Genomic DNA, 26,075 nt, shown 5'->3' with positions numbered 1-26,075 from the left:
TTTAGCTAAACCAACAACCATTATGAAAAACATCTTAGTTCAATTTTCAAGAATTTTTGTAGGATTGCTGTTCATCATTTCCGGGCTTATCAAACTCAACGACCCGGTAGGTTTTTCCTATAAATTGGCAGAGTACTTTGGCGAAACAGTACTGAACCTGCCGTTTTTTATTCCTTATTCGCTGGCCATTGCCCTATTTGTAGTCATTTTTGAAACTGTGTTAGGTTTCACCTTGCTCATTGGCTTCAAGCCAAAACTCACGATTTGGAGCTTGTTGTTGATGATTGTGTTCTTCACTTTCCTGACTTTTTATTCTGCCTATTTCAATAAAGTAACCGATTGTGGCTGCTTCGGCGACGCACTGAAACTCACGCCGTGGCAATCGTTCACCAAAGATGTAGTGCTGTTGTTTTTCATTCTGATTTTGTTTGTCAATATGAAAAAACTAAAGCCGTTGTTCAATACCAATTTCCGCAATGCGCTGGTCAGTCTGTGCGTTGTACTTTGTTGTTTCATGGGCTATTGGGTATTGTACCATTTGCCGCTAAAAGATTTCCGCGCCTATAAAGTGGGCACCAACATTCCGAAAGCCATGGAAATTCCCGAAGGTGCGCCCAAAACCGAAGTCGAAATGATTTTCGTTTACAAGGTCAATGGAGTCAACAAGAATTTCACCGAGAAAGATTTAATGAATATCCCGCCGACCGCTACTTTCGTCGAACGTATTGATAAAGTAATCTCTGAAGGCTACAAACCACCAGTTCATGATTTCACGATGGAACTTGATGGCTCAGACTACAAAGACGAACTTTTAAAAGAGCCCAAACTGTTAGTGTTCGTAGCCTATGATTTAGCCAAATCTGACAAAAAAGGAATGCAAATTCTGGAAGGTTTGAACCAGAAAGCCAAAGCCAAAGGATACAAAGTAATTGCGATGACCGCATCGGGCCAAGCAGAAATTGAAAAAGCCAAGAAAGACTTCGGTTATACTTTTGATTTTTATTTCTGCGACGGAACTACCCTGAAAACCATTGAACGCGCGAACCCAAGCTTGGTAATTTTGAATCAGGGAACGATCAAACAGAAATTGCACTACAACGACAGCGCCGATCTCCAATTATAACTTCCTATCATGAGCCAACAAACTAGAAACACAGAAAGCCGAAGAAGAAGTCAAAGCAAGGCCAGCATTGAGCGCGCGCGAAGAGAACGCAAAAAGAGAAGCTACAGAATTATGCTTTCTTGTGCTGCAGCTATTGCCCTTGGTTATTATATTTTAAATTATGTAGCCGCTTTAGAGGAACCACCGATTGGCGCTACCTTCAATATTGTTTTGGGTTGTACCATTATTGCCGTTTCAGGACTAATTTTGCTCTATACCATTAAAAGACAATACTTCAGAAAAAGTCGGAAAAGAACCCGCCACGTTTTTCTGAATGATTTGTACGAACCAGAAACACGAGAAGTAGACGAGAACAATCCGAAATCCTAACATTATTTTGGGATTCATTCTAATACTGATGTTTACATTTGTGGCTTAAAAATCCATTTTATGAAAAAAATACTTGCCCTAGTTTGTGTGCTTATAGCGACTTTCTCATGCATCAATGCTCAGTCGAAGTTTTCTGAAACTGCTTTGAATGAGAAGCTACTGAACACTAATGACCAATCGATTACATTTGAAGAAATCTTAGCCAAACATACCGGAAAAACCTTAGTGATTGAATGTTGGGCATCATGGTGTAGTGATTGTGTAAAAGCCATGCCTAAAGTAAAAGCGTTACAAGCGGAACATCCGGAAGTTGACTATTTGTTTATATCGATGGATAAAACGGCCGAGAAATGGAAAGCCGGTATTGAGAAACATGAACTAAAAGGCGATCATTATATGGCAATAGACGGCATGAAAGGTACTTTCGGTTCTGCTATCAACCTTGATTGGATTCCGCGTTATATCGTGGTAGACAAAAAAGGCAAAATTGTTTTATACCGCGCCATCGAAACTGACTTCGACAAAATCAACACTACTTTAAATTCCCTAGAATAATGAGACACCACATCGTTGCCGGAAACTGGAAAATGAACAAAAACGCCGAGCAAACCGAAGACTTACTCAATGCGTTAATCGACCAATTGCCACAAGACAAAGCTGTCGAAATTATCGTGGCGCCCACTTTCATCAATTTGGCCTCGGCGGTCGACCATTTGGAATATACCAATATTAGTGTCGCGGCGCAAAATATGCATGAAGCCGAAAGCGGTGCATTTACCGGAGAAATTTCAGCAGATATGCTTAAAAGTATTGGTGTGAACACAGTAATTCTAGGGCATTCTGAACGCCGGACGATTTTCCATGAAACCGACGCCATTATTGCCGCTAAAGTCGATAAAGCCTTGCAACATCAAATGCGTGTGATTTTCTGTTTTGGCGAAGAATTAAAAGACAGAAAAGACGACCAACATTTCAACGTAGTGGAAAACCAATTGCGAGACGGTTTGTTCCACCTGGATAAAACAGCTTGGGAAAGTATCGTATTGGCTTACGAGCCGGTTTGGGCCATCGGCACCGGAGAAACAGCCAGCCCGGAACAAGCGCAGGAAATGCACCAGTTTATTCGCGAAACCATTCGCAAAGCATACGGTAGCGATATCGCCGAAGCCGTTTCAATTCTGTATGGCGGAAGCGTAAAACCGGATAACGCCGCCGAGATTTTCTCAAAACCCGATGTAGATGGCGGATTGATTGGCGGAGCAGCGCTCAAAGCTGAAGATTTCGCAGCCATCGTAAACGCTATTTAATGATGTCGAATATTTATTTAGGTTACCATTTCACGATTGAACCGAAAGAGTTAGGTTCTGAAATTCTCGTAGCAGAACTAGGCGAATTGCCCTTCGAAAGTTTCGTTGAAAGCGATCGCGGTGTCACGGCTTACATTCAAAAGCAATTGTGGCACGAGCACATTCTGGATGATTTGTACTTGCTGCATTCGCCTGAATTTACGGTTTCCTATACCATCGAAGAAATCGAGCAAGTCAATTGGAACCAAGAATGGGAAAAGAATTTCGAGCCCATCGATGTAGACGGAAAGTGCCATGTTCGTGCGCCGTTTCATCCAGTAACTGATGCCGAATTTGATATCGTTATTGAACCGAAAATGAGTTTCGGTACCGGTCATCACGAAACCACGCACATGATGATCCAACATTTACTAGAAATGGAAGTCGCCGGTTTGAAAACCCTTGATATGGGCTGCGGTACAGCCATACTTGCCATTTTAGCAGAAATGAAAGGTGCCCAACCGATTGATGCCATTGACATTGATAATTGGTGTTATCTGAACTCCATTGAAAATGCCGAACGAAATAATTGTAAACACATCAGCGTTTATGAAGGTGATGCTGCTTTACTCAACGGTAAAAAATACGATTTAATTATCGCCAATATCAACCGCAATATTTTATTGAACGACATGCAGGCTTATGTAAACTGCCTAAATCCGAAAGGCATTCTTTTGCTCAGCGGATTTTACCAAGAAGATATTCCGGCTATTGATGACTGCTGCACCGAAAAAGGATTGCAATATCTCAAAAAGTTCGAAAGAAATAATTGGGTTTCGTTGAAATACCAGCTACAATAATTTTGCTATGGCAACGATTGAAAAAATAAAGGAAAAAGTTTCGGTTTCTCAGCAGAACCAAGTCAATAACGAAATCGTGCTTTACAACGACGACGTGAATACTTTTGATCACGTAATCGATACTTTAATTCGGGTTTGCGACCATACTGCTGAGCAAGCGGAACAGTGCGCAATTTTGGTTCATTACAAAGGAAAATGTACCGTAAAAACGGGCGCCTATGATGAGCTGAAACCCCAATGCACCCAATTACTCGAAGCGGGTTTGAGCGCGGAAATTGTATAAATCTTTAGTGCGGTAAATGGTCTTTGATTAAGCCGTAGAGGAAAGTTCCCAAAAGCGCTCCGAACAAAATCAACAAAGCCGGCCAAAATCCTGCACCAATTAAAATAAAAATTGGTCCCGGACAAGCGCCGACCAAAGCCCAACCTAAACCAAACAACAATCCGCCAATCCAGTAGCGGAAAGAGCCTTTCTCTTTATCTGCTATAGTGATGATTTCGCCTTCGGAGTTTTTGAGTTGGTTTTTCTTAATAATTTGTATTCCGATTACGCCGGTAGCAATCGCCACCATAATGATTCCGTACATGTGAAACGACTGGAATTGGAACATTTCGTAAATACGGTACCACGAAACTGCTTCTGATTTGGTAAGTACAATCCCGAAAATAAAACCGACTAGGACAAATTTGAGTGATTTCATGGCTTAGAAAATTAAAGGAAAAATGAAGTGCGACATCACCAGCCCACCAACGAAAAAACCAATCACTGCCTTTAAAGACTGGCGCTGCAAATTGCTCATTCCGGCAATCGCGTGGCCCGAAGTACAACCGCCGGCATATCGGGAACCAAAGCCAATAAGCAAACCGCCAATTACCAAAATAAGAACGGCTTTTGGAGAAGCAAAAGCTACTGTAGCGAATAACGTATCGGGCAATAATTTACCATTAGGAGCATCGATGTGAAGCTGCTGCAATTGGGCAATAGTTTGCGGATTCAAATCTACGTTTGATGGATCGCTCATGAAATTTACTGCAACAAAACCGCCAAGCATGGCACCGAGCAACACCATCAAATTCCAGTACTGCGACTTGACATCGAAACGAAAAAACTCAGCACATTTTCCTGCTCCGGCCATCGTGCACAAGCTTCTCAAATTAGAAGACATCCCGAAAACTTTCCCAAAATAATTGAGCGTCAGCATGATGATTCCTATTAAAAAACCGGTGATGGCCCAATGCCATGTGAGAAATAAAATTTCCATAAGTTTTGTTTTTTACAAATGTAAGAATTCAAATCATTTTTAAAATTAAATCTAAATAAACTGCTATTTTTGGGTTCCAATTTATTTGAAAACATGAAGAAATTTGCCATCGAAATCAAATGGGCCGTTCAATTTAGCTTGTTGAGCTTGGTCTGGATGATTATTGAAAAAAGCACCGGCCTGCACGACGAGCACATCGCCAAACAAGCTATTTATACCAATCTGTTCGGTATTGTTGCTATTTTAGTTTATTTTCTGGCGTTGCGCGATAAAAAGAAAAATTATTTCACTGGCCAAATGGATTTCAAACAAGGTTTTATTAGCGGCATGGTCTTGTCGTTTATCATCGCCATGCTGAGCCCGTTAGTGCAATACGTGACTTTTACTTACATCACACCACATTTTTTTGAAACCGTTAAAACCTATGCAGTGGCGCATAAAATTCAAACTCCGGAGCAAGCCGATACCTTTTTCAATTTGAAAAGCTATATCATTCAAGGGATTTTCGGAGCGCTGTCGATGGGCGTAATAACTGCGGCACTGATGGCGTTATTACTCAAAACCAAAAAAAAATAGCCATGAAAAATACATTTTTGCTGTTGTTGCTTTTGACCTTGATGGCTTCGTGTGTGAGCACCAAATCTACTTTAAAAAATGTGGATGAGCATGCCTTGATTCCTAAACTAAGCGCCAATAATACATTTGTACTGACCGAGTCGAGCAAAGACCCAAAATACGGATACGACAAAGATTTTCCGATTAATGTTTTTTATAAGAACACTAAAGACGAGAACATCAACCAGCAACGTTTTTTGAATGCTTTGGCCGGGCCGAACGGCGAAACGATTACTTATAAAAAAGTCGAAACCTGCTGCCCTTTTCCGACCAAAAATACTGAAATGGGCGTTGGGCTGCTCGATATATATGAAATCAGTTGGGCCGGACAAAAGGCACCTGTGCAATTGTATTTGAATTATTTCGAAAAAGGCGCGCTACTAATTCCGGTAGGTTTTACGTTGAAAAAATAATTCCGGGCAATAAAACCCTAGCCCGGATGGCAATGGCAGCTTTTTGCGGCTACAGAGAGTAGCCCAACTTGCAGCTTTTGGAATGCCGCAAAAACTATAATGAACAGCCGGAACAGCTTCTAGAAAAAAAATAAAAATCGAGGAAAAACTTGCTAAAAAAAAGCCAAACTTCATGCGAAAATGATACGTGTTGTAATATCTTTGCCGCGCTAAAAGCTTGTTATGAACTTACAACAAATTCCGCAAATCAAACACACCGACAGTGGTAATTTTTTCGTGTTGGCCGGGCCTTGTGCAATTGAAGGCGAAGAAATGGCGATGCGCATTGCCGAAAAACTTGTAGCAGTTACCGACAAACTAGAAATTCCTTATGTGTTTAAAGGCTCTTTTAAGAAAGCCAACCGCTCTAGAATTGACAGTTTTTCTGGAATTGGCGATGAAAAAGCGTTGAAAATTCTGCGCAAAGTATCAGAGACTTTTCAAGTGCCTACCGTAACAGACATTCACACCAACGAAGATGCAGACAAGGCGGCGCAATATGTAGACGTGTTGCAAATTCCTGCTTTTTTGGTGCGTCAAACTGATTTGGTGGTCGCTGCGGCAAAAACCGGAAGAACCGTAAACCTCAAAAAAGGTCAGTTCATGAGCCCTGAAAGCATGAAGCATGCGGTGCAAAAAGTACTCGATTGCCAGAACGAAAATGTGATGGTAACCGATCGCGGGTCGATGTTTGGTTATCAGGATATGATTGTAGATTTTCGCGGGATTCCGACCATGCAGCAATTTGCCACCACGGTTTTAGATGTAACCCATTCCTTACAGCAACCCAATCAGATGGCAGGCGTTACCGGTGGTCGTCCGGAGATGATTGAAACCATTGCCAAAGCCGGAATCGCGGTTGGCGTTGACGGGATTTTCATTGAAACCCATTTTGACCCGGCCAATGCAAAAAGCGACGGCGCAAATATGTTACACCTTGACCTTTTTGAAGGTTTGATGACCCGATTGGTAGCCATCAGAAAAATAATCAATACATTTTAATTTTTTTTATACGCACTTTGAAACAAACCCTACTACTGGTACTTGCGCTGATTTCGGCCCCGGGCTTTGCGCAGCAAGACATTAAAATTCAAGAAAAATACACCGCACACAATAAAGGAAAATTCTTTGTTTCCTGGGGTGGCAACCGTGAAAGCTATTCAAAATCAGATATTCGCTTCTGGGGCGACGGTTATGATTTTACTATTTATGATGTTAGCGCACACGACAAACCCAAAGGCTGGCACATTGATTATATCAATCCTGCTAGAATGACAATTCCTGAAACTAATTTGAAATTGGGTTATTTTATAAGTGACCATTATGCCATATCAATCGGAGTAGATCATATGAAATACGTGATGTATCAAGACCGCGCAGTTGACATCAATGGTTATTACCCAAATGCAGGAACATACGGCGAAACCTTGCCCAACAATCAGGTGCTACTAACAGAGGAGTTCCTGACTTTTGAGCATACAGACGGTTTAAATTACGTTACTGCCGAAGTATCGCGTTATGACGATGTTTCGAAATATCTATACATCAACGATACCGACAAGATTCAAGTAAATTTGACCGAAGGCGTTGGCGGCGGCTTTCTCTATCCGAAAACCAATACCAAATTGTTAGGCCGAGAGCGTCATGATGACTTTCATGTTGCTGGTTATGGGGTTTCGCTCAAAGCGGGAATCAACGTAACTTTCCTGAAACATTTTTATTTGCAGGGCGAGCTTAAAGGCGGTTATATCAACATGCCTGATATTCGTACTACTCACAATCCGTCGGACCATGCTTCTCAAGAATTTTTCTTTTTCCAGAGAATTATTTCTGTCGGCGGCATTTTCAAAGTTTAAGATTTTTTTAAATTAAGGTTTGAAATTGTTTGCTACATTAGCTCAACAAACATAAAAATTAAAGACGATGAGAAAAGTATTATTAGCTGTGGTTGCAGTTCTTGGATTTGCATTGACAGCATCGGCTCAAGATGCCGCTAAGAAAGCTGCTCAAAAAACAGAAAAAGCCGCTAAAGAAGTCAAAAAAGAAGTTAAAAAAGCAGATGCGAAAGCTACAGAAGCTAAAGTAGTTTTGAAAAAAGACGGAACGCCAGACAAACGATACAAACAAGCCAAAGAGGTTGTTTTGAAAAAAGACGGCACACCGGATAAAAGATACAAAGCGAACAAATAAAAAAGAAGCCACCCGATTAAGGTGGCTTTTTATTTTATACATTTTACAAGTCCATCAGGTAGATTAAGCTCGCCATGGCTGCGGCACCCAATTCGAGTTCGCGTTTGTTGATGGCATCGAAAGTATCGGTAGCTGCGTGATGGTAGTCAAAGTAGCGTTGCGAATCCGGGCGCAATCCGGCTTTGAGCAATTGTTTTCCGGTGAGCGGTGCAATGTCTGAACCGGTATGACCTTTCTCAAAAATATGCAATTGGTAAGGTTCAAATAACGATTTGAAATTCATTGCTTTTTTCATCGCTTCATCATCGCCTTCAAAACTAAATCCGCGTGGGGAAAATCCGCCTGAATCGCTTTCCATGGCAAAAATGTGGTTTTCGTTATTGACTTGAGCAGCCGCTTGGTATTTTTCGCCACCGCGACCGCCATTTTCTTCGTTCATAAACAACACTACTCGAATGGTATTTTTAGGTCGATAGCCGATTTTTTTGAGTAAATGCAACACTTCCATACTTTGCACTACACCTGCTCCGTCGTCGTGAGCGCCATCTGCCAAATCCCAAGAATCTAAATGACCGCCTACAATCATTACATTTTCAGGATGCTCACTGCCTTTAATTTCACCGATTACATTATACGATAAAACTTCGGGCAACGTCTCGCAGGATTGTTTGAACCAGAAAGTCAACTTCGGGTTTTCCTTTAGTTTTTTGCTAAGCAACTCCGCACCGTTGGTACTAATGGCTGCCGTTGGAATGTATTGCGATACCGGAATATCGCCATAACTCTGCGCTCCGGTATGCGGAAAATCATCCAATCTGAAATTCATAGAGCGCACTATGGTTCCGACCGCACCGTATTTTGATGCTTCTCGCGCACCCAAGTATCTTTGGTCTACGGCATGACCATAGGAGACAAACGCTTCAATGTTGCCGGTTTCAAATGGTCGGTTATAAAAAACAATTTTACCTTTAAGCTTTTCTGCTCCGAGTTGGGCCAATTCCTCTAGGTGTTTTACTTCGATTACTTGGGCAGCAATTCCATTTTTTGGTGTGGCCACTGAACCGCCTAAAGCACAAATTGAGACGCTTGTTTTCTCTTTACCGACTTGTATATAGGCGCTTTCTTTCTCACCTCTGACCCAATGCGGCACCATAACTTCTTGTAGATAAACGCGATCCAAACCCAATGTTTCAAGTTGTGCTTTGGTATATTGAATGGCTTTCTCTGCACCGGCTGAACCGGAAAGCCTTGCTCCTATTTTGTTAGACAGATGGTCGAGCCAACCGTAACATTTCGATTTCGAGAGCGCATTATCATAAATCTGACGAATCATTTTTTCTTGCTCTTGTGAGAAAACCAATAAAGCTTGTAAAGCAAAAATCGTTGTGAAAATTTTTTTCATGGTTAGAGAATTAGCACTTAAAAATACTTCAGATTGAGTAAAAAAAATTTAGTTTTTACTTTTTTATTTTAAATACATTTATTTACTTTGTTTTTCAAAGTACTTTATATGGAAACTAAAGATTACCTACAAGACATCCGAGAAATTAAGAACATGATGTCGCAGTCTACACAATTTATTTCCTTGAGTGGTCTTTCAGGTGTGTTGGCCGGAATTTATGCTTTGATTGGGGCTTATATGGCCGGCCGGATTTTACCGCAACCGGAATACCGCTATTTTGAACCCCATAATACACAAGAAACAGTCAATAGCCTGATTTTGATCGCGATGGCCCTTATGGTACTTTCGATAGGAACAGCGTATATTATGACCGTTAGAAAAGCCAAACGAATTGGCGAGTCGATTTGGAATAAGTCGGCGAAACGTTTGTTAGTGAATTTTGCCATTCCGTTGGCTACCGGTGGAATTTTTTCCTTACTGTTATTACTTCAGACAGATTATAAGTTAATAGCACCAGTAACGCTAATTTTCTATGGTTTGGCTTGCGTGAATGCCAGCAAATATACTCTGCGCGACGTGCGTTATTTAGGTTTAACGATGGTAGTTTTGGGGTTAATCTCGGTTGCATTTCCGGGTTACGGGTTGTACTTTTGGGCGATTGGTTTCGGTTTTTGCCACATCCTTTACGGCGCTGTGATGCATTTTAAATACGACAGCAAATAAGACCGTGAAAGACATTCTTAAAAATATCAATAAAGCTTTTGACCATCGCATCCGCTTGGGTATGATGTCGGTTTTAATGGTCAATGAAAATGCTGACTTCAACACACTCAAAGAGTTACTGGGTGCAACCGACGGCAATCTCGCCTCGCACATCAAAGCCTTAGAGCTAGAGCAGTACATTCATGTAGAAAAACAATTCATAGCCAGAAAACCCAATACGCAGTACAGCATCACCGCGAAAGGACGAAAAGCTTTTCAAGAGCACATTGAAGCCTTGGAAAAGTTGATTCCAAAAGGATAGCCTATTTTTTTAATTTTAAACTTTGAAAAACAAAGTACTTTAAATATCAATCACTAAAACCAGTCAAAAATGGAAACACCTAAAAATCAAACCACCTCCATCTTCCAATCGAGTACCGCCAGAATGATTCTGGTCGGGATGCTTACTTTAGCCCTTTTGATTCCGCTAGAATTTGTCAAAAGCCTCATCAATGAAAGAGCGCAGCGGCAAGGCGAAGTCATTCACGAAATCAACAGCAAATGGGGACAATCTGTTTATTGTTACGGCCCGATCTTGAAAATACCTTACACCGATTTTGAGGAAACTGTATCTATTAATGAGAAAACCAAAGAAAGTGTGAAGGAAAAAAAGGTGTTTACCAGTTATGCTTATTTCTTCCCCGAAGAACTTAACGCAACGGCCGAGGTCAATACCAAAGTGCTCCATCGAAACAATTACCAGTCTGCGGTTTTCAGCAATGCGATGGCTTTTGACGGAAAGTATGTTCAGCCCGATTTCAATAACCGCGGCATTGCCCCAGAAAATATCCAATGGGACAAAGCTTCTATTTTAGTGCAAACCACCAATTTGAAAAGCATCAAGAACGAAATCAAATTCCGTTTGGGCGACCAGCAATATGCTTTCGAACCGGTTTATAACAGCCAATCTACTGACAGTATCGAATCTTTGGAAACCGGTTTTATTGACTTGAAAAACCAATCTGTGGCCGGAAAACCATTCCATTTCGAAATCAATTATAACGGAAGCAGCCAAATTCGAATGGTGCCCATAGGAAAAACCACGACGTTGCAAATGCAGTCTAACTGGTCTGCACCCAGTTTTGCAGGAAACTTTTTACCCGACGATAAAACCAAGAAAATCACCTCCGACGGCTTTCAAGCGCAGTGGAAAATCTTGCACATCAACCGCGCCTTCTCGCAACAGGCTTTCGGTAAACTGCCCAATTTGGCACCTTATGCTTTTGGGGTCGATTTCGTGGTTCCGGTTGACCAATACCAGCAAAACGAGCGGGCGGCGAAATACGGATTTTTGGTGATTGGGTTGACGTTTCTGATTTTCTTCCTGATCCAATCGATGAGCAAAATCCGTATCCATATTTTTCAGTATACGATGATTGGCCTCGCGCTAATTATGTTCTACACTTTGCTGGTCTCGATTACCGAACACAGCAGTTTTGCCTGGGCTTACCTGATTGCCGCCATTGCAGTGATTCTGATGATTAGTTTGTATTCGATAGCCATTTTGAATAACCGAAAATTCCCAGCGTTCATCGGGCTTTCGCTGACCGCTTTATATGGTTTTATCTACATCATCATCCAACTGGAAAACTATGCTTTGCTCGTGGGAAGCATTGGTTTGTTTGCCATTTTGGGCGCCATCATGTACTTTTCAAGAACGGTAGACTGGAGTAAATAATGAGAGTGTGATGTTAGCACAACATCTCAATCTAAGTATATGGAAAAACCAATCATCTTCCTTCTATTGCAATTGACATTTCTTATTTGGATGGTCAAATTTTATAAAAACAGAAACAGATTGTCTGCTAGTAGTATGGCTTCCTATGGTTCGATTTTCTTCTACCTGTCGATTGTTGTTACAGTCATCATAACCAATATTATATTGCAAAACAAACTGGACTCGTTTGACTTGAATCACGATGGAATATTTTCCGGAAAAGAAATTACAACCGAGCAAAAGCTAGCGCTCAATAACCTTACTGCGGATACCGGCCGAACCTTGGCTCCGTTTATAGGAATCATCTACAGTTTTGTCTATTTTCTGATGATTTACTTTGTTTTGAAAATGGTCAGGAAAAAACCCAACGGAATTGAACCTAATGGCTAACCAATTTGCAAAGAAAAACCCCGACGTCCAATCGGGGTTCTTTATTTTAATGTGCGGCTTCGGGGTCGAGCTCGATTGCATCAACATCGATTCCTTGTTTTTTGAGAATGCCTTTGACGAGAATGGCGAACAAAGCCAAATAAACAAAACAAAGCACCGGAATAAAATACGACTGGTGAATACCGATGATGTCAGACAATTTCCCTTGTAGCGGTGGAATAATCCCGCCACCGAGAATCATCATAATCAAAAACGCCGAACCTTGTGTAGTGTGTTTGCCCAAACCAATGATAGCTAAACTGAAAATGGCAGGCCACATAATACTACAAGCCAAACCTCCGGCAAGGAAAGCATAAATCGCTACCATTCCGCTGGAAAACAAACCAACAATCATGGCCACAATTCCAAAAACCGAGAAAACCAATAAAGTTCTGGCTGGCTTGTCTTTGGATAAAAAAGTAGCTCCAATCTGGATGAACACACAAATCAGGTAATAATACAAAGGCGTAATATCTTTTCCGGTGATGAAATTCACCACGAGAATAATCCCGAAAGCCACAATCGGAATCAAAACCAGCAACATTTTCTTAGTGTCGCTCTTGAAATTAAAAGCACTAATCGCACCGGCCCAACGACCAATCATCAAACTGCCCCAATACATAGAAATGTATGGGCCGATATCTGAAGCTTGCATACTCCCGAATTCAGGAGCTTTGAGTAATTCACCAAGATTACTGCCGATAGCAACTTCAACACCCACATAGGTAAAAATCGCCAACATGCCCAAAACCAATTGCGGATATTGCATCGCACCCCAGCCTTCGTTGGATTGCTGTGCCCTTTGGTTGGCAAATAACAAACCGACGACCACGACTAGCAAAGCACCGATGAGCCAATACATTCGATAATGCTCCAGATCGGCGAGTTCCTGTGTTGACATATCAGGATTTAAATTGGAATAGCTTGCGAAAATCGGGGCAAAACAAACCAACAACAATAAGGTGATGATGGCCAAAGTGATCATGGCTTTGTTGCTCTTCTCGACTTTTTCTGAATTGATGCCTGCCGGAACGCTCCTCGACAAACCGATAATTAAGGCACAAATCAGGAACAATCCGCCGACAGTAGCGTAAAGATAGCTTACGGTATTCAAGCCTAAATGCTGGATGTCTTCATCGCTTACACTGGCCACGCCGAATAGCGCAAAGGTCACGACAATTGGGCCAATCATGGTGCCGAAGCTATTGATTCCGCCGCCTAAATTTACGCGTGTGATGCCGGTTTTCGGATCGCCAAGTAAAATCGCAAAAGGCTGTGCAGCAGTTTGTTGTAACGAAAAACCTAAAGCCACGATGAACAACGCAAATAAGATAGCGGTAAAGCCACCGAAGTTCACGGCAAGTATCATCAACACCGCGCCAATGAGCGAAAACAGCAAACCATAAGCGATACTTTTTTTATAGCCCCAAAGGCCAACAATGTCTTTCCCGGAAAAGGAACTAAAGACATACAACCCAAGCGCACCGAGGTAATAAGCACCATAGAAAGCAAAGTCAATCAACTGCGACTGGAATTGATCGAGGTGGAAATAACTTTTGCAGAACGGAATGAAAACCCCGTTGCTTGCGGCAATGAAACCCCAGAAAAAAAACACGCTAATTAAGGTATACAGCGCCGGATAATTGGTTTTGATTTGGTTTGAGTTCATAGTTATGGTTGTTAGTTTGGCTAAAAATAAAGCAATTTTAGCTAGCTATTAAAGTGCTTCAAAAAATATTTAACGCACTTATCAACCATTTTAAGTTTGCTTTTCTATTCTTTCTGGTATTCGAGGATATCGCCGGGCTGGCAATCGAGTACTTTGCAAATGGCTTCGAGCGTACTGAAACGAATGGCTTTGGCTTTTCCGGTTTTGAGAATCGAAAGGTTTGACAAGGTCAGGTCGACTTTTTCTGAGAGTTCGTTGAGTGACATTTTGCGGCGCGCCATCATCACATCGAGGTTGACTATAATTGGCATGGCTTAAATGGTTAAGTCGTTTTCTTGTTGCAGTTCCATACCGCGTTTGAATATCTGAACGATGATAAACAACGTGATGGACATGAACAGCCAAACATCGGCACCGCCCAAATTTAAAACCTCTACCGTAGGCATCAGGACGCCTTTTGCCACCAGTTCTGTGACGCAACCGGCACCCCAAGCAGAGAATAACGCAATTCCCAAACACAGATAAGCCATATTAGACATAAATCTATTCATGCTCGTATTGAATGGTTTGGCCATGTCGAGCTTTTTCTCGTAAAGCACTTTGACAATCAAATAAAACATTAAGGCACGCAACACGCCAACAATGGCCATCAAAGTCACCTGAACGATGTATTGACTTTGGCTGTAATTCAGTAGCGCCGCAAGCGTACTGCCATCAGCATAATGATAAACACCTGCAGGATTGTAAAACAGCACATAACATGCATTGAAGATAACTCCGCCAGCTTCGATACAAAGGCCGATGAAGATGATCCAAGAAAGTACTTGCAGCACATTCAGGATTTGTTGGGTAGTGATTTTGATTTCCATAATAAGTTGAATTATGGAGCAAACATAATAAATATTTATTGAAAAACAATAAATTTTTAATTTTTTAAAATAAATTTCTAATCAAGACTACTGCCCTAGCCCTGATTGAGTCGGCATCCTCGGAACGAAGTGTAGAGATAGAGACGAAAGCAGGTTCCCGGCTTCTAAAAAAATTATTTAATCGGCATGAAACTAATGGCCGTTCCACCACCGGCAGCCAAAATGAGTTTAATTTTAGATTTGGAATCGACTTCCAGAGTTTTGATTTCGTAACTGATCGGGTTCTTTTGCCAATGCGCGGTTTTGCTGTCTTGATAAACAATCGCTTTGTACTTTTGACCCGGCGTGAGAAAGTCTAGTTTGATGTCGGTCTTGCGCTGATTCTCGTCGGTGATAGCACCCAAAAACCAATTTTCTGAACCTTTGGCTTTGCGGGCTACCGTCAAGTAATAGCCAGGTTCGGCTTCGAGGTATTTGCTCTGGCTCCAATCGACCGCGACGTCTTTGATGAATTGGAAGGCATCGGGATATTTTTCGTAATTCTCAGGCAAATCGGCAGCCATTTGTAAAGGAGAATACATCGTGACATAAAGCGCGAGTTGCTTGGCCAAAGTAGTATGCACTTGTGCTGTTTTGGTTTTGTCGTAGACGTTCATTTTAATTTCGAAGATGCCGGGCGTGTAATCCATCGGGCCGCCGAGTAATCTGGTGAAAGGCAAGATGGTTTCGTGCATCGGCGAATTTCCGTTGCTCCAAGCGTTGAACTCGTTGCCGCGTGCAGCTTCAGCAGCGATATAATTTGGATAAGTCCGGCTGTAACCTGTTGGTCGGGAACTTTCGTGCGAATTGATCATGAGTTTAAAATCGGCAGCGCGTCGGGCTACGAAATTGTAGTGATTTACCATCGATTGACCATCGTGAAATTCACCGCGAGGAATAATCTTTCCGACATAACCCGTTTTAATGCTCGGATAACCGTAACGTTGGGTAAGCTCGAAAGCGCGGTCAAGATGGCGCTCATAATTGCCGACGGAACCCGACGTTTCGTTATGCATAATCATCTGAACACCTTTAGATTTGGCGTAATCGTTCACTTCCTGCAAATTGAAATCAGGATAAGGTGTCGTAAAATCAAAAACTTCTTCTTTCCAGTTGCCGTACCAGTCTTCCCAGCCAGCATTCCAACCTTCGACCAATACTCCGTCGAAACCGTGTTGGGCAGCAAAATCAATATAGCGCTTCACGTTGGCCGTATTGGCGCCATGTTTTCCCGATGGAATCAAATCTTGGGTTTTCTGGTTTTGGGCATTTTGCGAACCGGCGTAATCCCAAGTCGATTTCCCGACGTGCATTTCCCACCAAACCCCGATATATTTCATGGGTTTGATCCACGAAGTGTCATCGATTTTAGACGGTTCGTTCAAGTTCAAAATCATTTTAGAACCCACAATATCGCGAGCATCATCGCTCATCATAATCGTTCTCCAAGGTGACACACAAGGCGTCTGCAAATAAGCTTTGTCGCCAATGGCATTCGGAACCAACTGCGATTTGAGTTTGAAATTTTTAGTATCAGCTTCCAAATGCATCACCGGATAATTCACTACGGCTGCTTCAAAAATATTCAAGTAAAGGTTCGAGGCCGTTTTCATCATCAGCGGCGATTGTACTGTATATTGCCCTGAAATGCTTTTGACACCGATGCCATTATCGAGATTGATTTTCTTGGTGTCGATATTAGAAAAACTCGTCTGGTTGTATTCGTATTCGTTGCTGTCGAAATCGCCAGGAAGCCAAAACACTTTATGGTTGCCCGAAAGGTTGAACTCAGTCGATTCGTCTGAAATAATGAAATAGTTCAAATCTTTCTGTTTGGGAAATTCGTAGCGGAAAGCCACGCCTTCATCAAAAGCCCGAAATACAATATTGAGTTTGCGCCCAGTTCTGCTTTGGGTGAGCGCCACTTTGATTTGGTTGTAATGGTTGTTGATGTTAGATTGCTCGCCAAGTACGGGTTGCCAGTTTTCGTTCACGCTTTGGTTACTGATGCTGTCGATCGAAAAGTTAGAAGCCAAATCAGTTGTGCCTTTGAGCAGCACGCCAAGGTTACTTTGCAAAATGACCGGCTGGTTTTTATAAGAAACGTTGTAGGTTGGCATGCCCGATTCGCCAATTTTGAAATCGAGTTGAATGGTTTTCGATGGCGATTGCAACGATTGTGAAAAACATAAAAAGCTAAAGGAAAGTAAGACGAGCGAAAGTACTTTTTTCATGCGGTCGGATTTTTCGCTAAGATAAAAATTACCCCGCTACATCTATAAAAAACCACAGCCAAACTACGATAACGTTGTAGTTTGGCTGTCGTAAAAACAAGCGGCCTGCCCCAAAAAAGCAATCGCTATTGTTTGATAATTTTTTTGGTAAATGTTGCGTTTCCTGAGTTCACTTTAACCATATATAGCCCCGTAGGCAAAGTGGCAATATTAATTTGAGTCGTCTCGGGAAAAAGCTCCTCGGTCATGAGTAACTGGCCGTTAAGATTATACACTGATACTTGATCACCGTTATTGATTGCAATATCATTGATGGTAATAAAATCATGGGCTGGGTTTGGTGTCAGAGAGAGTTCTGCTTGTTGGGTAAACTGGTTATTGGACAGCAATTGGCTGAATGGGAATTTAGCCGCATTGACGGTGTTTTTCATAGCTCCATTATTTTTATACACCATGGCGATGATGCTCAAGTTATCTACATTCCAGTTGGCAGGAATGGTAAAATTGTAGGTGTTGGTATAATCGGTATTCAAAACCGGAACTGTAGGAATCACCCCAGAAGTACCCTCTGAACCACCTAGCATTTTCCTAACGATATTGTTATGAGTGTATGGATTAGTAGCATTGACCTGGGTTCCTACTACATTATCCTCAACGATATAGGCATTGGTGTAATATTCTCCATTTTCAACATATTTGAAGTTGGCCGTTAGATTAACAGTCAACTGCCTGGAAGTTGCGTTATAGGTAGGATTGATCACAAACTGTACTGGGGTAATCCTATTGGCCCGGGCATTCATTTCTCCAAGCCAAGCAGACCGCTGGGTATTGATGATATAATTACCATCCTCGCCCATATTAATCATGGCACCTGGAGTAAAAATATCAACCGGAAAATAAGCATTGAAATAAGTTTCGCCTTCCGGGGTAGAATAAATATCCCCGTGATGAAAAACAGCTACAGCAGTGTTGGGCAAGGGTTTGATTGATGCAATAACCGTAGCACCTTCCGGACAATACTGGCACCAAGTACCGGTAGATTCTTCGAAAAGATTCACTTTGGTCACATAGTTATTCACTGATAATGCCGTGAAGTTGAAAGTAATCGTATCATTGGTCGCATTGGTATCCCCAGTAGCTTTTACCCATAACTTGAGTACATGCAACCCTTGTGTGGTCGGACGTAAGAAACTCAGGCTTGTAAAAGGCACATACGCACCTCCGGTAGAAATTCCGCTTCCGCCGATATTGGTAGTTGCATCATTGTTGACCGTTCCATTGTCTAATCGCCAACCTGTGCGGTACGAAGTAATATTGGAACCCGATAAATTGATAACCTTGCCACTGATTGAAGTGTTGACATTGACCTTAAGGTAGTTGCCAAGAGTAAAACCTGTAATGGTAGCATCGCCGGCATAAATGTGAAAAGAAAAAAGCAATAAAGCGAAAAACATCGAGGCTTTTCTGAAAGTAATTTTGGTCATGCCCGTGAGTTTAGTATTGAGAGGCTAAAATATAGTTTTAGCATTGAATTCCAATGTGATTAACATTTTAATTCAAAAAATAAATGTAACTACGGATAAAAATTTCAGGAGCCCTAGGAATTCACATAATCCTGCAAATAAGCAAACTTGGGAGTAAGTTGCCCCTTTTCAGTGACTTTGGCTCTGGCTAGAATACCATCTTTATCACCATTGAAGAAAGCCGGAATGACGTGTTTCATGAACATTTCACCGAAACCTTCGCTGGCATCTTTCGGAAGTTCGCAAGGTAAATTATCGACCGACATCACTACAACAGCACCAGGATGCATATAAGGCACTTCTTTGTTTTCGCTCGGAAGATATCCGAACAACGGATCGGCTATGGTAGAAGCTTTTATAGTGCAAGCAATTGGGCCATCCACATCGCAGGAAATATCGGCAACAACCTTGATTTTGTTATCAGGTGCATTAAGCATTTCGCGCGATAGAATTTCCGGTCCGTCATTACCATAGAAATGGCCGGCCATGAAAATATCGGACACTTTAGAAAAACGCTCAAAGTTTGAAGTATATTCAGTTGGATTGGCATAAAAGTCGGCCTTTGTAGCTTCTTGACCGTCATTGCGTTTGTAGTAATCGGTCACATCAATTTGGGTGTAAACCGGTTCTGCGTAAATTTTAGAAAGAAAATGTTCCGGAGATACTTCCTTGATTTTCATTCCATCGAGAATTTCTTTCGCGCCCATGCCCACTTTGCCATGACCGGTCAAAACGATTTTGATGGGCGGCAAAACCTGACGACGCAACTTGGCAATAAGTTCATCTTTGCCGTGTAAGGTTTCTGCTTTCGGAATTGAATACAACTCGAATTTCAAACCAAACGCGCGCATTCCGTTATAAGCACCGACAATTCCGGCGTACCGTCCAAAACCAATCAATCGTTTATGGTTCGCATCGACAATGGTTTCATGGTCGTACAAATCAATGTTTTTCTCTAGAATGGCTTTGAGTAGTTTGCGGTTGTGCGCCTGCTTTTTGATGGTATGCGAGAAAAAGAAATATTTTTTATTTGGAATCAGTGCGTCAACAGGAACTTCCTTTACACCAAACAAAACCTCGCAATCGGAAACGTCTTGAGTCACTTCGATACCCAATGCTCGGTATTGCTCATCGGGAAAAACCCTAATATCAGAACTTTCAACTTTGACCTCGGCTTCAGGGTATTGTTCTTTAAGGCGGGCGACTTCTTCTGGGGTGAAGACCACTCTGCGGTCTGGCGGGTTTTTTCTTTCTTTGATGAGGCCGAATTTCATGGGGCTGCGTATTTTTTCGGTGGCAAATGTAAACTATAACTACAACGATTTCAAAACTTTTTTCTTAAAAAAAATGGTTCAAAATAATCGGTATTTTATGGCGTTTTACATCGTTAATAAAATGTTTATAACCCATTTTTCGGCCAATTCATGCCAGAGCGTTCTTTGGCTATATTTGTCAAAAACCGAATCCCCATGACGAGAAAATCGTACTTTATATATATTCCTCTTTTTTGTATTGGTGTTTTGTTCGCCACTTGTTCGCGCCAAGATAAGGCCGATCAAAGCACCACCGAACCAGTATTGAGCGCACACGGATTGCCCACTATGCAGCCCTCCAAAGTCGATTATACCCAACCCGAAACCGGATATTTGAAGGAAAAAAAGGCCTCAGTTGAAAATTATTGCAACAAATATTGGAGTAATCCGAATAACAACTTTAGTTTCTTGGTAGCCAAAAACGGCCAAATTGTTTATGAGCGCTATCAAGGTGTGGCCAACCGCGAGCAAGATATTCCGCTTACTAGCGACACTCCTTTACATATAGCCTCGGTGAGTAAAGTGCTAACGGCAACCGCTATTTTGCTTTTGGTAAACAACAACAAAATCGAGCTTGACCAAAAAGTAAACACGATTATTGAGAATTTTCCTTATCCGGAGATTACGATTCGAACTTTGCTCAATCACCGCAGCGGGCTCAGGAATTATGCTTACTTTACCGAAGACAAGGGCGTTTGGGACAGGCACCAAACTTTGACAAACCAAGATGTAGCGAATTTATTGGCAGAGAAAAACCTGAAATTAGATTTTCCGACTGATACGCGTTTTGCTTATTGCAATACCAATTATGCGATTCTGGCTTTAATTATTGAAAAAATTGCCGGAATCAGCTATCCGCAAGCGATGGAAGAAATGATTTTCAAGCCACTCGGCATGAACCACACTTACGTTTTTGAATACGACCGCGACTTGCAAAGTGCAATTCCATCCTACAAAGGCAGCGGAATGCGATTGGCTTATGATTATCTGGATGCCGTTTATGGCGATAAGAATATTTACTCTACACCGCGCGATTTGCTCAAGTTCGATATGGCGCGTGTAGCCCCAACTTTTCTGAACCGTAAACTTTGTAATCAAATCTACAAAGGCTACAGCAACGAACACAAAGGCCAGAAAAACTACGGCTTGGGAATGCGTATGATTGAATGGGAAACCGGACAGAAATTTTACTTCCACAATGGTTGGTGGCACGGCAATACTTCGTCGTTCATCAGCTTGATTAAAGACAATGTGACCATTATCGCGTTGTCGAATAAGTTTAATAAGAATGTTTATTCGGTTAGGAAATTGGCTCCGGTTTTTGGGGATTATCCGTTTGAATTTGGTGAGGAGGATTAGACAATTAATAATTAATAAGGAATAATTAATAATTGGTGTGTAGCCAAAACTTGCTGGGTGATTCTGGAAGTTTTTGTTTTTTTTCTTCCAGCGCAGCGGTCTACATGAAGTGCATCTAAAAGATCAACTTTCCGTAAACGAACTGTCAACTGTTAACCGTAAACTACTGACCTTCAACTAATCTGCGTGAGGGATGGCAGCGGCAGCCCACAGCGGCGCAGCGCCAGCGCAGCCGCGAGGACTACAGCGGACAGCCCGACGGCGCGCGGGAGATTGTTAGTCAGCGGAAATTTCAATGCGCCGGCACGCCCAAATTTTAATGAATAATTAATAGTTAATAATGAATAATGAACTTATCTTTGCCACCCAATTATTAATTATTCACCATTAATTATTAATTGACCAACGGGGTCGACTGGTTTTGACAGCAAGATCAATTGAGCGGTAAGCACGCCGAGCGCGGAGACAAATCTCGTAAATCTTAGTCTCGAACTTTTATACGGCGAAGGAAACTACGCTCTTGCTGCTTAATCTGAATTATAGTAAGATGGGCCTCGTCCTACAAGGTAGGAAAGCAGGATTTACCTCGAAAGCCCTGGTTCTTGGCGGTCGGTTCAGGTAAATCGTAAAATTGAACCTAAGCATCACGATGTTTCTAAGCGATGACGAAAACCTACAGAAACTAAGCGCCTGGTGGTTGTTCCTGTCCTAGCCCGGCGTCGAAAACCCAAACAGGGAATAAGCGTGTAGAAAGCCCTTTGGTTGCTTGTTTGGACGGGAGTTCGACTCTCCCCGACTCCACATCAAGCGCAATTTGTGTGCAGCTATAATTAAAAAAAGATACCTCAAGCTCGCTTGAAAGGTGTCTTTTTTTAATTATAGCTGTCTGCCTTTGCAAAAGGCAGCAAATTGCATTTGCAGGAGTGGCGTTCAGGAGATGAGCGGAGCTACTCTCCCCGACTCCACAAAAAAGCCTGTAAGTATAAATATTTACAGGCTTTTGTATTTTTAGTTGTCAATTTAGTTGCCAAAACACTTAATGTAACAAAATAGGGTTCTTTCCATTATTTGATAGTCAGCAAATATTTTTCGATAAGTTCGGCTTTACGAATACCTCAGTAAAGAGTAAAACGATTTTTACAATACACCACATTCACAAGACTTAAACCATCGATTGTGCAATTAATTTTCGTTTTGTGCTTGTTTTCAATGCATCTGTTTAGCTCAAATCTATATTTGTTGTAATTCCAAACTCAAACCAAAAATTGCAACACAAACCTTTAGGTAACCCGCTCAACAGCAATCAAAAAAAAGCCCTTCCGTTTCCGAAAGGGCTTTCTATTTTAAAAGACAGTTAATTATCTTTTGATTACGCGAAGCGTTTTCACATTTTCACCTTGAGTTACAATGATGTTGTAAACTCCTGATGGGTAACGAGAACCGATTTCTAGGTTAGTGATTGCCTCAACGCTGTCTTGACGTGATTCAACCTCACGGCCTAACATATCGTAAACTTTAACGCTGATAGTGTTTTCGCTTGAAGTGTTTACGTTCAATTTGAAAGTATCAGCAGATGGGTTTGGATAAGCATCTACGTCATAGATAGAGATAGCTGAATCTGTTTGTCTAGAAGCTCCCGGAGTTGTTGTAAGTGTACACAACTGAGTTCCTTGAACATAGCTAGAGTTGTACAATACATCTACACGGATAGTGTAAGCAGTATTGGCTGCAGCTCCACCTGGAAGATTAGCCAATGCAAATCTTGGGTTTGCTGTAGCGTACTCTCTAGTTTGAGCTCCGTTAGTTACTACGAATTTGTAACCTTGAGCTCCACTAACTTGCTGAGCAAAGATCGTTGTCCAGAATGTGCTGATTGTACCACCACAAGTTGGCTGGATTACTCTTGAAGTTCCTGGAGTAGCTGGAGTGCTGATTGAACAAGCTGGTCCGTACTCTGTATCTGGACGGTAAACACCACCAAAGGCCAACAATACCTCTACTGTATAAGTAGTTCCGAACTGGATACCTGCAATACTAGCCAAGCTGAAACGGCTTACTGAAGTATCAACTGTACCTACGATAGTAGATCCGTTGCTTACTCTGAATCTGTAACCAGAAGCACTTGGAACCTGAGTAGCGAAGATGGTGTTGTTGATATCAGTCAAAACAGAACCACAAGATGGGCTAGCGATGCTAGTAGAGTTCGGTACAAGAGGAGTAGTTACACTACATGGTGAACCATAAGCTCTGTAGTAACCTCCGTGTTTAACTGAAACTTCAACAGTGTAAGTAGTACCATAAGCAGCACCACCTGGCAAGCTAGAAAGTGCAAAACTGTTAGTAGCTGAATCAAATGTTCTTACTTGAGCTCCGTTAGTTACTCTGAAACGGTATCCTTGGATTGGACCTGTTTGAGACACGAAGTTGCTCAATGGGTAAGCGAACAAAGTATTTGACAAGTTGGTCAAAGTAACACCACAGCTAGTGGCAATCAAGTAAGAAGTTGGTGTAACTTCATCTGTTGTACCATCACAGTTGTCATCGATATCGTTACCTAAGATTTCAGAAGCATTAGAGTTTACTGAAGCTGAGTTATCGTCACAGTCTGTTCCGTTGTTAACCGCAACATATCCTGCTGGAGTAGCAGCTCCGTAGCAAACAGTAGTAGCTGGGAATCCGTTGTTGTAACCATCACCGTCAGCATCTACAAAGAAGCTTCCTGTTCTCCATTTCGTAGCATCGTTTGGATCACAGTCTGTGTTGTTGGTAGAAGTGTTTGCTGGTTGACCTGTACAAGACTCAATAGCAGCACCTGCTCCGAATCCGTCACCATCTGTATCAGCATAGTAAATCTGAGCTTCTGTGTTCAAAGTCAAGGTCAAAGTAGCTGTGTTACATCCTACAACGTGAGTGTAAGTACCACTAGCATTGTATGACTGACCGTTCAAAGCCCAAGTGTAAGAAGAACCACAAGCCGTTACTGACTCGCTTCCTGTTGTAGTGTTAGGAGTGATTGACAAGTTCAAGGTAGCTGTGTTACATCCGTCTACGAAAGTAGTTCCTGTTTGAGCAGTAGTGTAAGACTGACCGTTAGCTGGCCATACGTAAGTAGCTCCATCACAAATAGAAGTGGTTACACTTCCGTTGGTAGTGTTTGGAGTCAAAGTCAAAGTCAAAGTAGCGGTGTTACATCCTACAACATGGTCATAAGAACCACTAGCGTTGTAAGTCTGTCCGTTCAAAGCCCAAGTATAAGAATCACCACAAATTGAAACAGTCTCACTTCCAGTTGTTGTAGCTGGAGTGATTGACAAGTTTAAAGTAGCGGTGTTACATCCGTCTACGAAAGTAGTTCCTGACTGAGCAGTAGTGTAAGACTGACCGTTTGCTGGCCATACGTAAGTAGCACCTTCACAGATTGAAGTAGTCACACTTCCATCAGTAGTAGCTGGAGTGATTGACAAGTTCAATGTAGCAGTGTTACATCCGCTTACGAAAGTAGTTCCTGACTGAGCAGTAGTGTATGACTGACCATTAGCTGCCCATACGTAAGTATCTCCATCACAAATAGAAGTGGTCACACTTCCGTTAGTAGTAAGTGGAGCACCAGCATCGATAGTGAATGATGAAGTACTCACCGCAGTACAACCTGGGTAAGTCACAGTAACGGTATGGTTACCGGCTGATAAACCTGAAACAGTAAATGCACTAGCACTCATTGTAGCATTTTGAGCACCACCACCATCAACAGTATAAGAAACTGTAGCTGTTGGGCTTGGCGCACCTGTTAAAGTAATCGTAGCACTACCGTTAGCAGCTCCAGCACATGGAGACTCTGCTACCAAGTTGCTAGCTGCAGCTGCAGTAGGACATGGTGGCGCAGCATTCAAAGGCACTGAGAATGTGCTGGTTGAAGTGTGTGTCAAAATAAGTGCTGGTGAAGTAGTAGTGGACTGAGATGTCGGCGATGCAGTAGAACCAAATGGGGCGCTAGCAACAATCGCGTTAGTACCTCCTGGTGAAGGAATCGCTGCAGTTGGTGAAATCCACAAATTGGCATTGCTATCAGCAGCCCAGTTCACTGTGTTGGTAAATCTGAATGTACCAAATCGGTAAACCCCGGCTGGAAGATCCATCTGGTTAGGGTTTTTGGTTACCTGTACAATTCTCAAGTGTGGAGTTGAAACACCTCTGAAAGTAGTATTCACAGGATTCAATCCTCCGTTGGTTGAGAAGATAGGGTCTGCTGAACCTGGAACCAGAATAAAAGAGGTGTTGGCAGTGGTAGCCGGAGTACCTCCGTTTAGAATGGCAGCATTGAAGTTAACTCCGCACGAAACTGAAGCTACTCTTTTTCCTCCCGTTGGCACAGTTAGCATCAAATCAAACTCAAACGTATTAGAGGTCGAGGTTTGATTCGCTAAGGTCAGCGTGAATGATTGCGCATTCCCCATCAAGGAGAACAGCAGTAAGCAAAAAAGTAAGGACTTTTTGCTAAGCATGTTAATGATTATTCTCATGTATTTAAAATTAATTGGTTACTAATTAAAGTGGATAATGCTTTTGATTGAAATCCGATGTTGCTACGGATGGCCATAGCAA

Annotated in this window: 26 protein-coding genes and 1 other RNA gene; 17 read left to right on the top strand and 10 right to left on the bottom strand. The window is 42.0% G+C overall.

What is annotated here, in order from left to right:
• Nucleotides 1–22: 22 nt before the first annotated feature.
• Genes G4D82_RS10700 through G4D82_RS10675 form a run of 6 tightly spaced genes read left to right on the top strand, consistent with a single transcriptional unit; the run spans nt 23 to nt 3,921 of the window.
• On the top strand, nt 23–1,123 hold the full coding sequence (locus G4D82_RS10700) for a BT_3928 family protein (RefSeq protein WP_166337280.1): 1,101 nt from the start codon (nt 23–25) through the stop codon (nt 1,121–1,123).
• A 9-nt stretch (nt 1,124–1,132) separates the two neighbouring features.
• The gene (locus tag G4D82_RS10695; protein ID WP_166337279.1) at nt 1,133–1,492 is read left to right on the top strand and encodes a hypothetical protein; all 360 of its coding nucleotides are present in this window, start codon (nt 1,133–1,135) and stop codon (nt 1,490–1,492) included.
• Between the two features lie 60 nt (nt 1,493–1,552).
• Nucleotides 1,553–2,047 (top strand): TlpA family protein disulfide reductase, encoded by a 495-nt coding sequence (locus G4D82_RS10690; protein WP_166337278.1) that lies wholly within the window; start codon nt 1,553–1,555, stop codon nt 2,045–2,047.
• Nucleotides 2,047–2,799 carry a triose-phosphate isomerase gene (gene tpiA / locus G4D82_RS10685; RefSeq protein ID WP_166337277.1) on the top strand — a complete coding sequence of 251 codons (753 nt, stop codon included), beginning with the start codon at nt 2,047–2,049 and terminating at the stop codon, nt 2,797–2,799. The genes G4D82_RS10690 and tpiA overlap by 1 nt, the downstream gene beginning before the upstream one ends.
• 2 nt (nt 2,800–2,801) lie before the next feature.
• Entirely contained in the window at nt 2,802–3,638 is an 837-nt protein-coding gene (prmA, locus tag G4D82_RS10680; RefSeq protein ID WP_166337364.1) for a 50S ribosomal protein L11 methyltransferase, read from the top strand.
• Nucleotides 3,639–3,645: 7 nt separating this feature from the next.
• Nucleotides 3,646–3,921, top strand: a complete 276-nt coding sequence (locus G4D82_RS10675; protein WP_166337276.1) for an ATP-dependent Clp protease adaptor ClpS — start codon at nt 3,646–3,648, stop codon at nt 3,919–3,921.
• Nucleotides 3,922–3,925: 4 nt separating this feature from the next.
• On the opposite strand, the gene G4D82_RS10670 is transcribed toward G4D82_RS10675, so the two are convergent.
• Entirely contained in the window at nt 3,926–4,339 is a 414-nt protein-coding gene (locus G4D82_RS10670) for a DUF6691 family protein (RefSeq protein ID WP_166337275.1), read from the bottom strand.
• A gap of 3 nt (nt 4,340–4,342) precedes the next feature.
• Nucleotides 4,343–4,900, bottom strand: coding sequence for a YeeE/YedE family protein (locus G4D82_RS10665; RefSeq protein ID WP_166337274.1), 558 nt, complete (start codon nt 4,898–4,900; stop codon nt 4,343–4,345).
• A 93-nt stretch (nt 4,901–4,993) separates the two neighbouring features.
• Between G4D82_RS10665 and G4D82_RS10660 the strand changes: the two genes are divergently transcribed.
• The 5 genes from G4D82_RS10660 (at nt 4,994) to G4D82_RS10640 (ending at nt 8,157) form a co-directional block, all read left to right on the top strand.
• Nucleotides 4,994–5,476 (top strand): DUF4199 domain-containing protein, encoded by a 483-nt coding sequence (locus G4D82_RS10660; RefSeq protein WP_166337273.1) that lies wholly within the window; start codon nt 4,994–4,996, stop codon nt 5,474–5,476.
• 2 nt (nt 5,477–5,478) lie between these two features.
• On the top strand, nt 5,479–5,928 hold the full coding sequence (locus G4D82_RS10655; RefSeq protein ID WP_166337272.1) for a 2-dehydro-3-deoxyphosphooctonate aldolase: 450 nt from the start codon (nt 5,479–5,481) through the stop codon (nt 5,926–5,928).
• Nucleotides 5,929–6,150: 222 nt separating this feature from the next.
• Nucleotides 6,151–6,969: a 3-deoxy-8-phosphooctulonate synthase gene (gene kdsA / locus G4D82_RS10650; protein WP_166337271.1), complete on the top strand. Its 819-nt coding sequence runs from the start codon at nt 6,151–6,153 to the stop codon at nt 6,967–6,969.
• A gap of 8 nt (nt 6,970–6,977) precedes the next feature.
• Entirely contained in the window at nt 6,978–7,823 is an 846-nt protein-coding gene (locus G4D82_RS10645; protein WP_394352291.1) for a hypothetical protein, read from the top strand.
• A 67-nt stretch (nt 7,824–7,890) separates the two neighbouring features.
• Entirely contained in the window at nt 7,891–8,157 is a 267-nt protein-coding gene (locus G4D82_RS10640; protein WP_166337269.1) for a hypothetical protein, read from the top strand.
• A 43-nt stretch (nt 8,158–8,200) separates the two neighbouring features.
• Here G4D82_RS10640 and G4D82_RS10635 read toward each other — a convergent pair whose 3' ends face one another.
• Nucleotides 8,201–9,559, bottom strand: a complete 1,359-nt coding sequence (locus G4D82_RS10635; RefSeq protein ID WP_166337268.1) for a M20/M25/M40 family metallo-hydrolase — start codon at nt 9,557–9,559, stop codon at nt 8,201–8,203.
• A gap of 108 nt (nt 9,560–9,667) precedes the next feature.
• Here G4D82_RS10635 and G4D82_RS10630 point away from each other — a divergent pair, with 108 nt between their 5' ends.
• The 4 genes from G4D82_RS10630 (at nt 9,668) to G4D82_RS10615 (ending at nt 12,428) form a co-directional block, all read left to right on the top strand.
• Nucleotides 9,668–10,282, top strand: coding sequence for a hypothetical protein (locus G4D82_RS10630; RefSeq protein ID WP_166337267.1), 615 nt, complete (start codon nt 9,668–9,670; stop codon nt 10,280–10,282).
• 4 nt (nt 10,283–10,286) lie between these two features.
• Nucleotides 10,287–10,583 carry a winged helix-turn-helix domain-containing protein gene (locus G4D82_RS10625; protein WP_166337266.1) on the top strand — a complete coding sequence of 99 codons (297 nt, stop codon included), beginning with the start codon at nt 10,287–10,289 and terminating at the stop codon, nt 10,581–10,583.
• 69 nt (nt 10,584–10,652) lie between these two features.
• The gene (gene creD, locus G4D82_RS10620; RefSeq protein WP_166337265.1) at nt 10,653–11,999 is read left to right on the top strand and encodes a cell envelope integrity protein CreD; all 1,347 of its coding nucleotides are present in this window, start codon (nt 10,653–10,655) and stop codon (nt 11,997–11,999) included.
• Between the two features lie 39 nt (nt 12,000–12,038).
• Nucleotides 12,039–12,428 carry a hypothetical protein gene (locus G4D82_RS10615; RefSeq protein WP_166337264.1) on the top strand — a complete coding sequence of 130 codons (390 nt, stop codon included), beginning with the start codon at nt 12,039–12,041 and terminating at the stop codon, nt 12,426–12,428.
• Nucleotides 12,429–12,474: 46 nt separating this feature from the next.
• On the opposite strand, the gene G4D82_RS10610 is transcribed toward G4D82_RS10615, so the two are convergent.
• From G4D82_RS10610 to G4D82_RS10585, 6 genes are all read right to left on the bottom strand, one after another.
• Nucleotides 12,475–14,136: a sugar MFS transporter gene (locus G4D82_RS10610; protein WP_166337263.1), complete on the bottom strand. Its 1,662-nt coding sequence runs from the start codon at nt 14,134–14,136 to the stop codon at nt 12,475–12,477.
• Nucleotides 14,137–14,240: 104 nt separating this feature from the next.
• Nucleotides 14,241–14,447 (bottom strand): helix-turn-helix domain-containing protein, encoded by a 207-nt coding sequence (locus G4D82_RS10605; protein ID WP_166337262.1) that lies wholly within the window; start codon nt 14,445–14,447, stop codon nt 14,241–14,243.
• A 3-nt stretch (nt 14,448–14,450) separates the two neighbouring features.
• A complete protein-coding gene (locus G4D82_RS10600) occupies nt 14,451–15,005 on the bottom strand; it encodes a DUF2975 domain-containing protein (RefSeq protein WP_166337261.1) in 555 nt (184 codons plus the stop codon).
• Between the two features lie 173 nt (nt 15,006–15,178).
• Nucleotides 15,179–17,278 carry a glycoside hydrolase family 97 protein gene (locus tag G4D82_RS10595; RefSeq protein WP_166337260.1) on the bottom strand — a complete coding sequence of 700 codons (2,100 nt, stop codon included), beginning with the start codon at nt 17,276–17,278 and terminating at the stop codon, nt 15,179–15,181.
• A gap of 125 nt (nt 17,279–17,403) precedes the next feature.
• Complete coding sequence (locus tag G4D82_RS10590) at nt 17,404–18,762, bottom strand: Omp28-related outer membrane protein (RefSeq protein ID WP_166337259.1); 1,359 nt, start codon at nt 18,760–18,762, stop codon at nt 17,404–17,406.
• Nucleotides 18,763–18,875: 113 nt separating this feature from the next.
• Complete coding sequence (locus tag G4D82_RS10585) at nt 18,876–20,075, bottom strand: NAD(P)-dependent oxidoreductase (protein ID WP_166337258.1); 1,200 nt, start codon at nt 20,073–20,075, stop codon at nt 18,876–18,878.
• Nucleotides 20,076–20,270: 195 nt separating this feature from the next.
• Here G4D82_RS10585 and G4D82_RS10580 point away from each other — a divergent pair, with 195 nt between their 5' ends.
• Together G4D82_RS10580 and ssrA are read left to right on the top strand one after the other, a co-directional pair.
• Nucleotides 20,271–21,473 carry a serine hydrolase domain-containing protein gene (locus G4D82_RS10580; RefSeq protein ID WP_166337257.1) on the top strand — a complete coding sequence of 401 codons (1,203 nt, stop codon included), beginning with the start codon at nt 20,271–20,273 and terminating at the stop codon, nt 21,471–21,473.
• Nucleotides 21,474–21,880: 407 nt separating this feature from the next.
• Nucleotides 21,881–22,277, top strand: a transfer-messenger RNA (tmRNA) gene (gene ssrA, locus G4D82_RS10575).
• A 554-nt stretch (nt 22,278–22,831) separates the two neighbouring features.
• Here ssrA and G4D82_RS10570 read toward each other — a convergent pair.
• A complete protein-coding gene (locus G4D82_RS10570; protein ID WP_166337256.1) occupies nt 22,832–25,993 on the bottom strand; it encodes a T9SS type A sorting domain-containing protein in 3,162 nt (1,053 codons plus the stop codon).
• Nucleotides 25,994–26,075: the final 82 nt, after the last annotated feature.

This window comes from Flavobacterium lotistagni (genome assembly GCF_011392125.1).
GTDB lineage: Bacteria > Bacteroidota > Bacteroidia > Flavobacteriales > Flavobacteriaceae > Flavobacterium > Flavobacterium lotistagni.
Note: the sequence above shows the minus strand (reverse complement) of the source record. Positions and strands in the feature narration are given on the sequence as shown.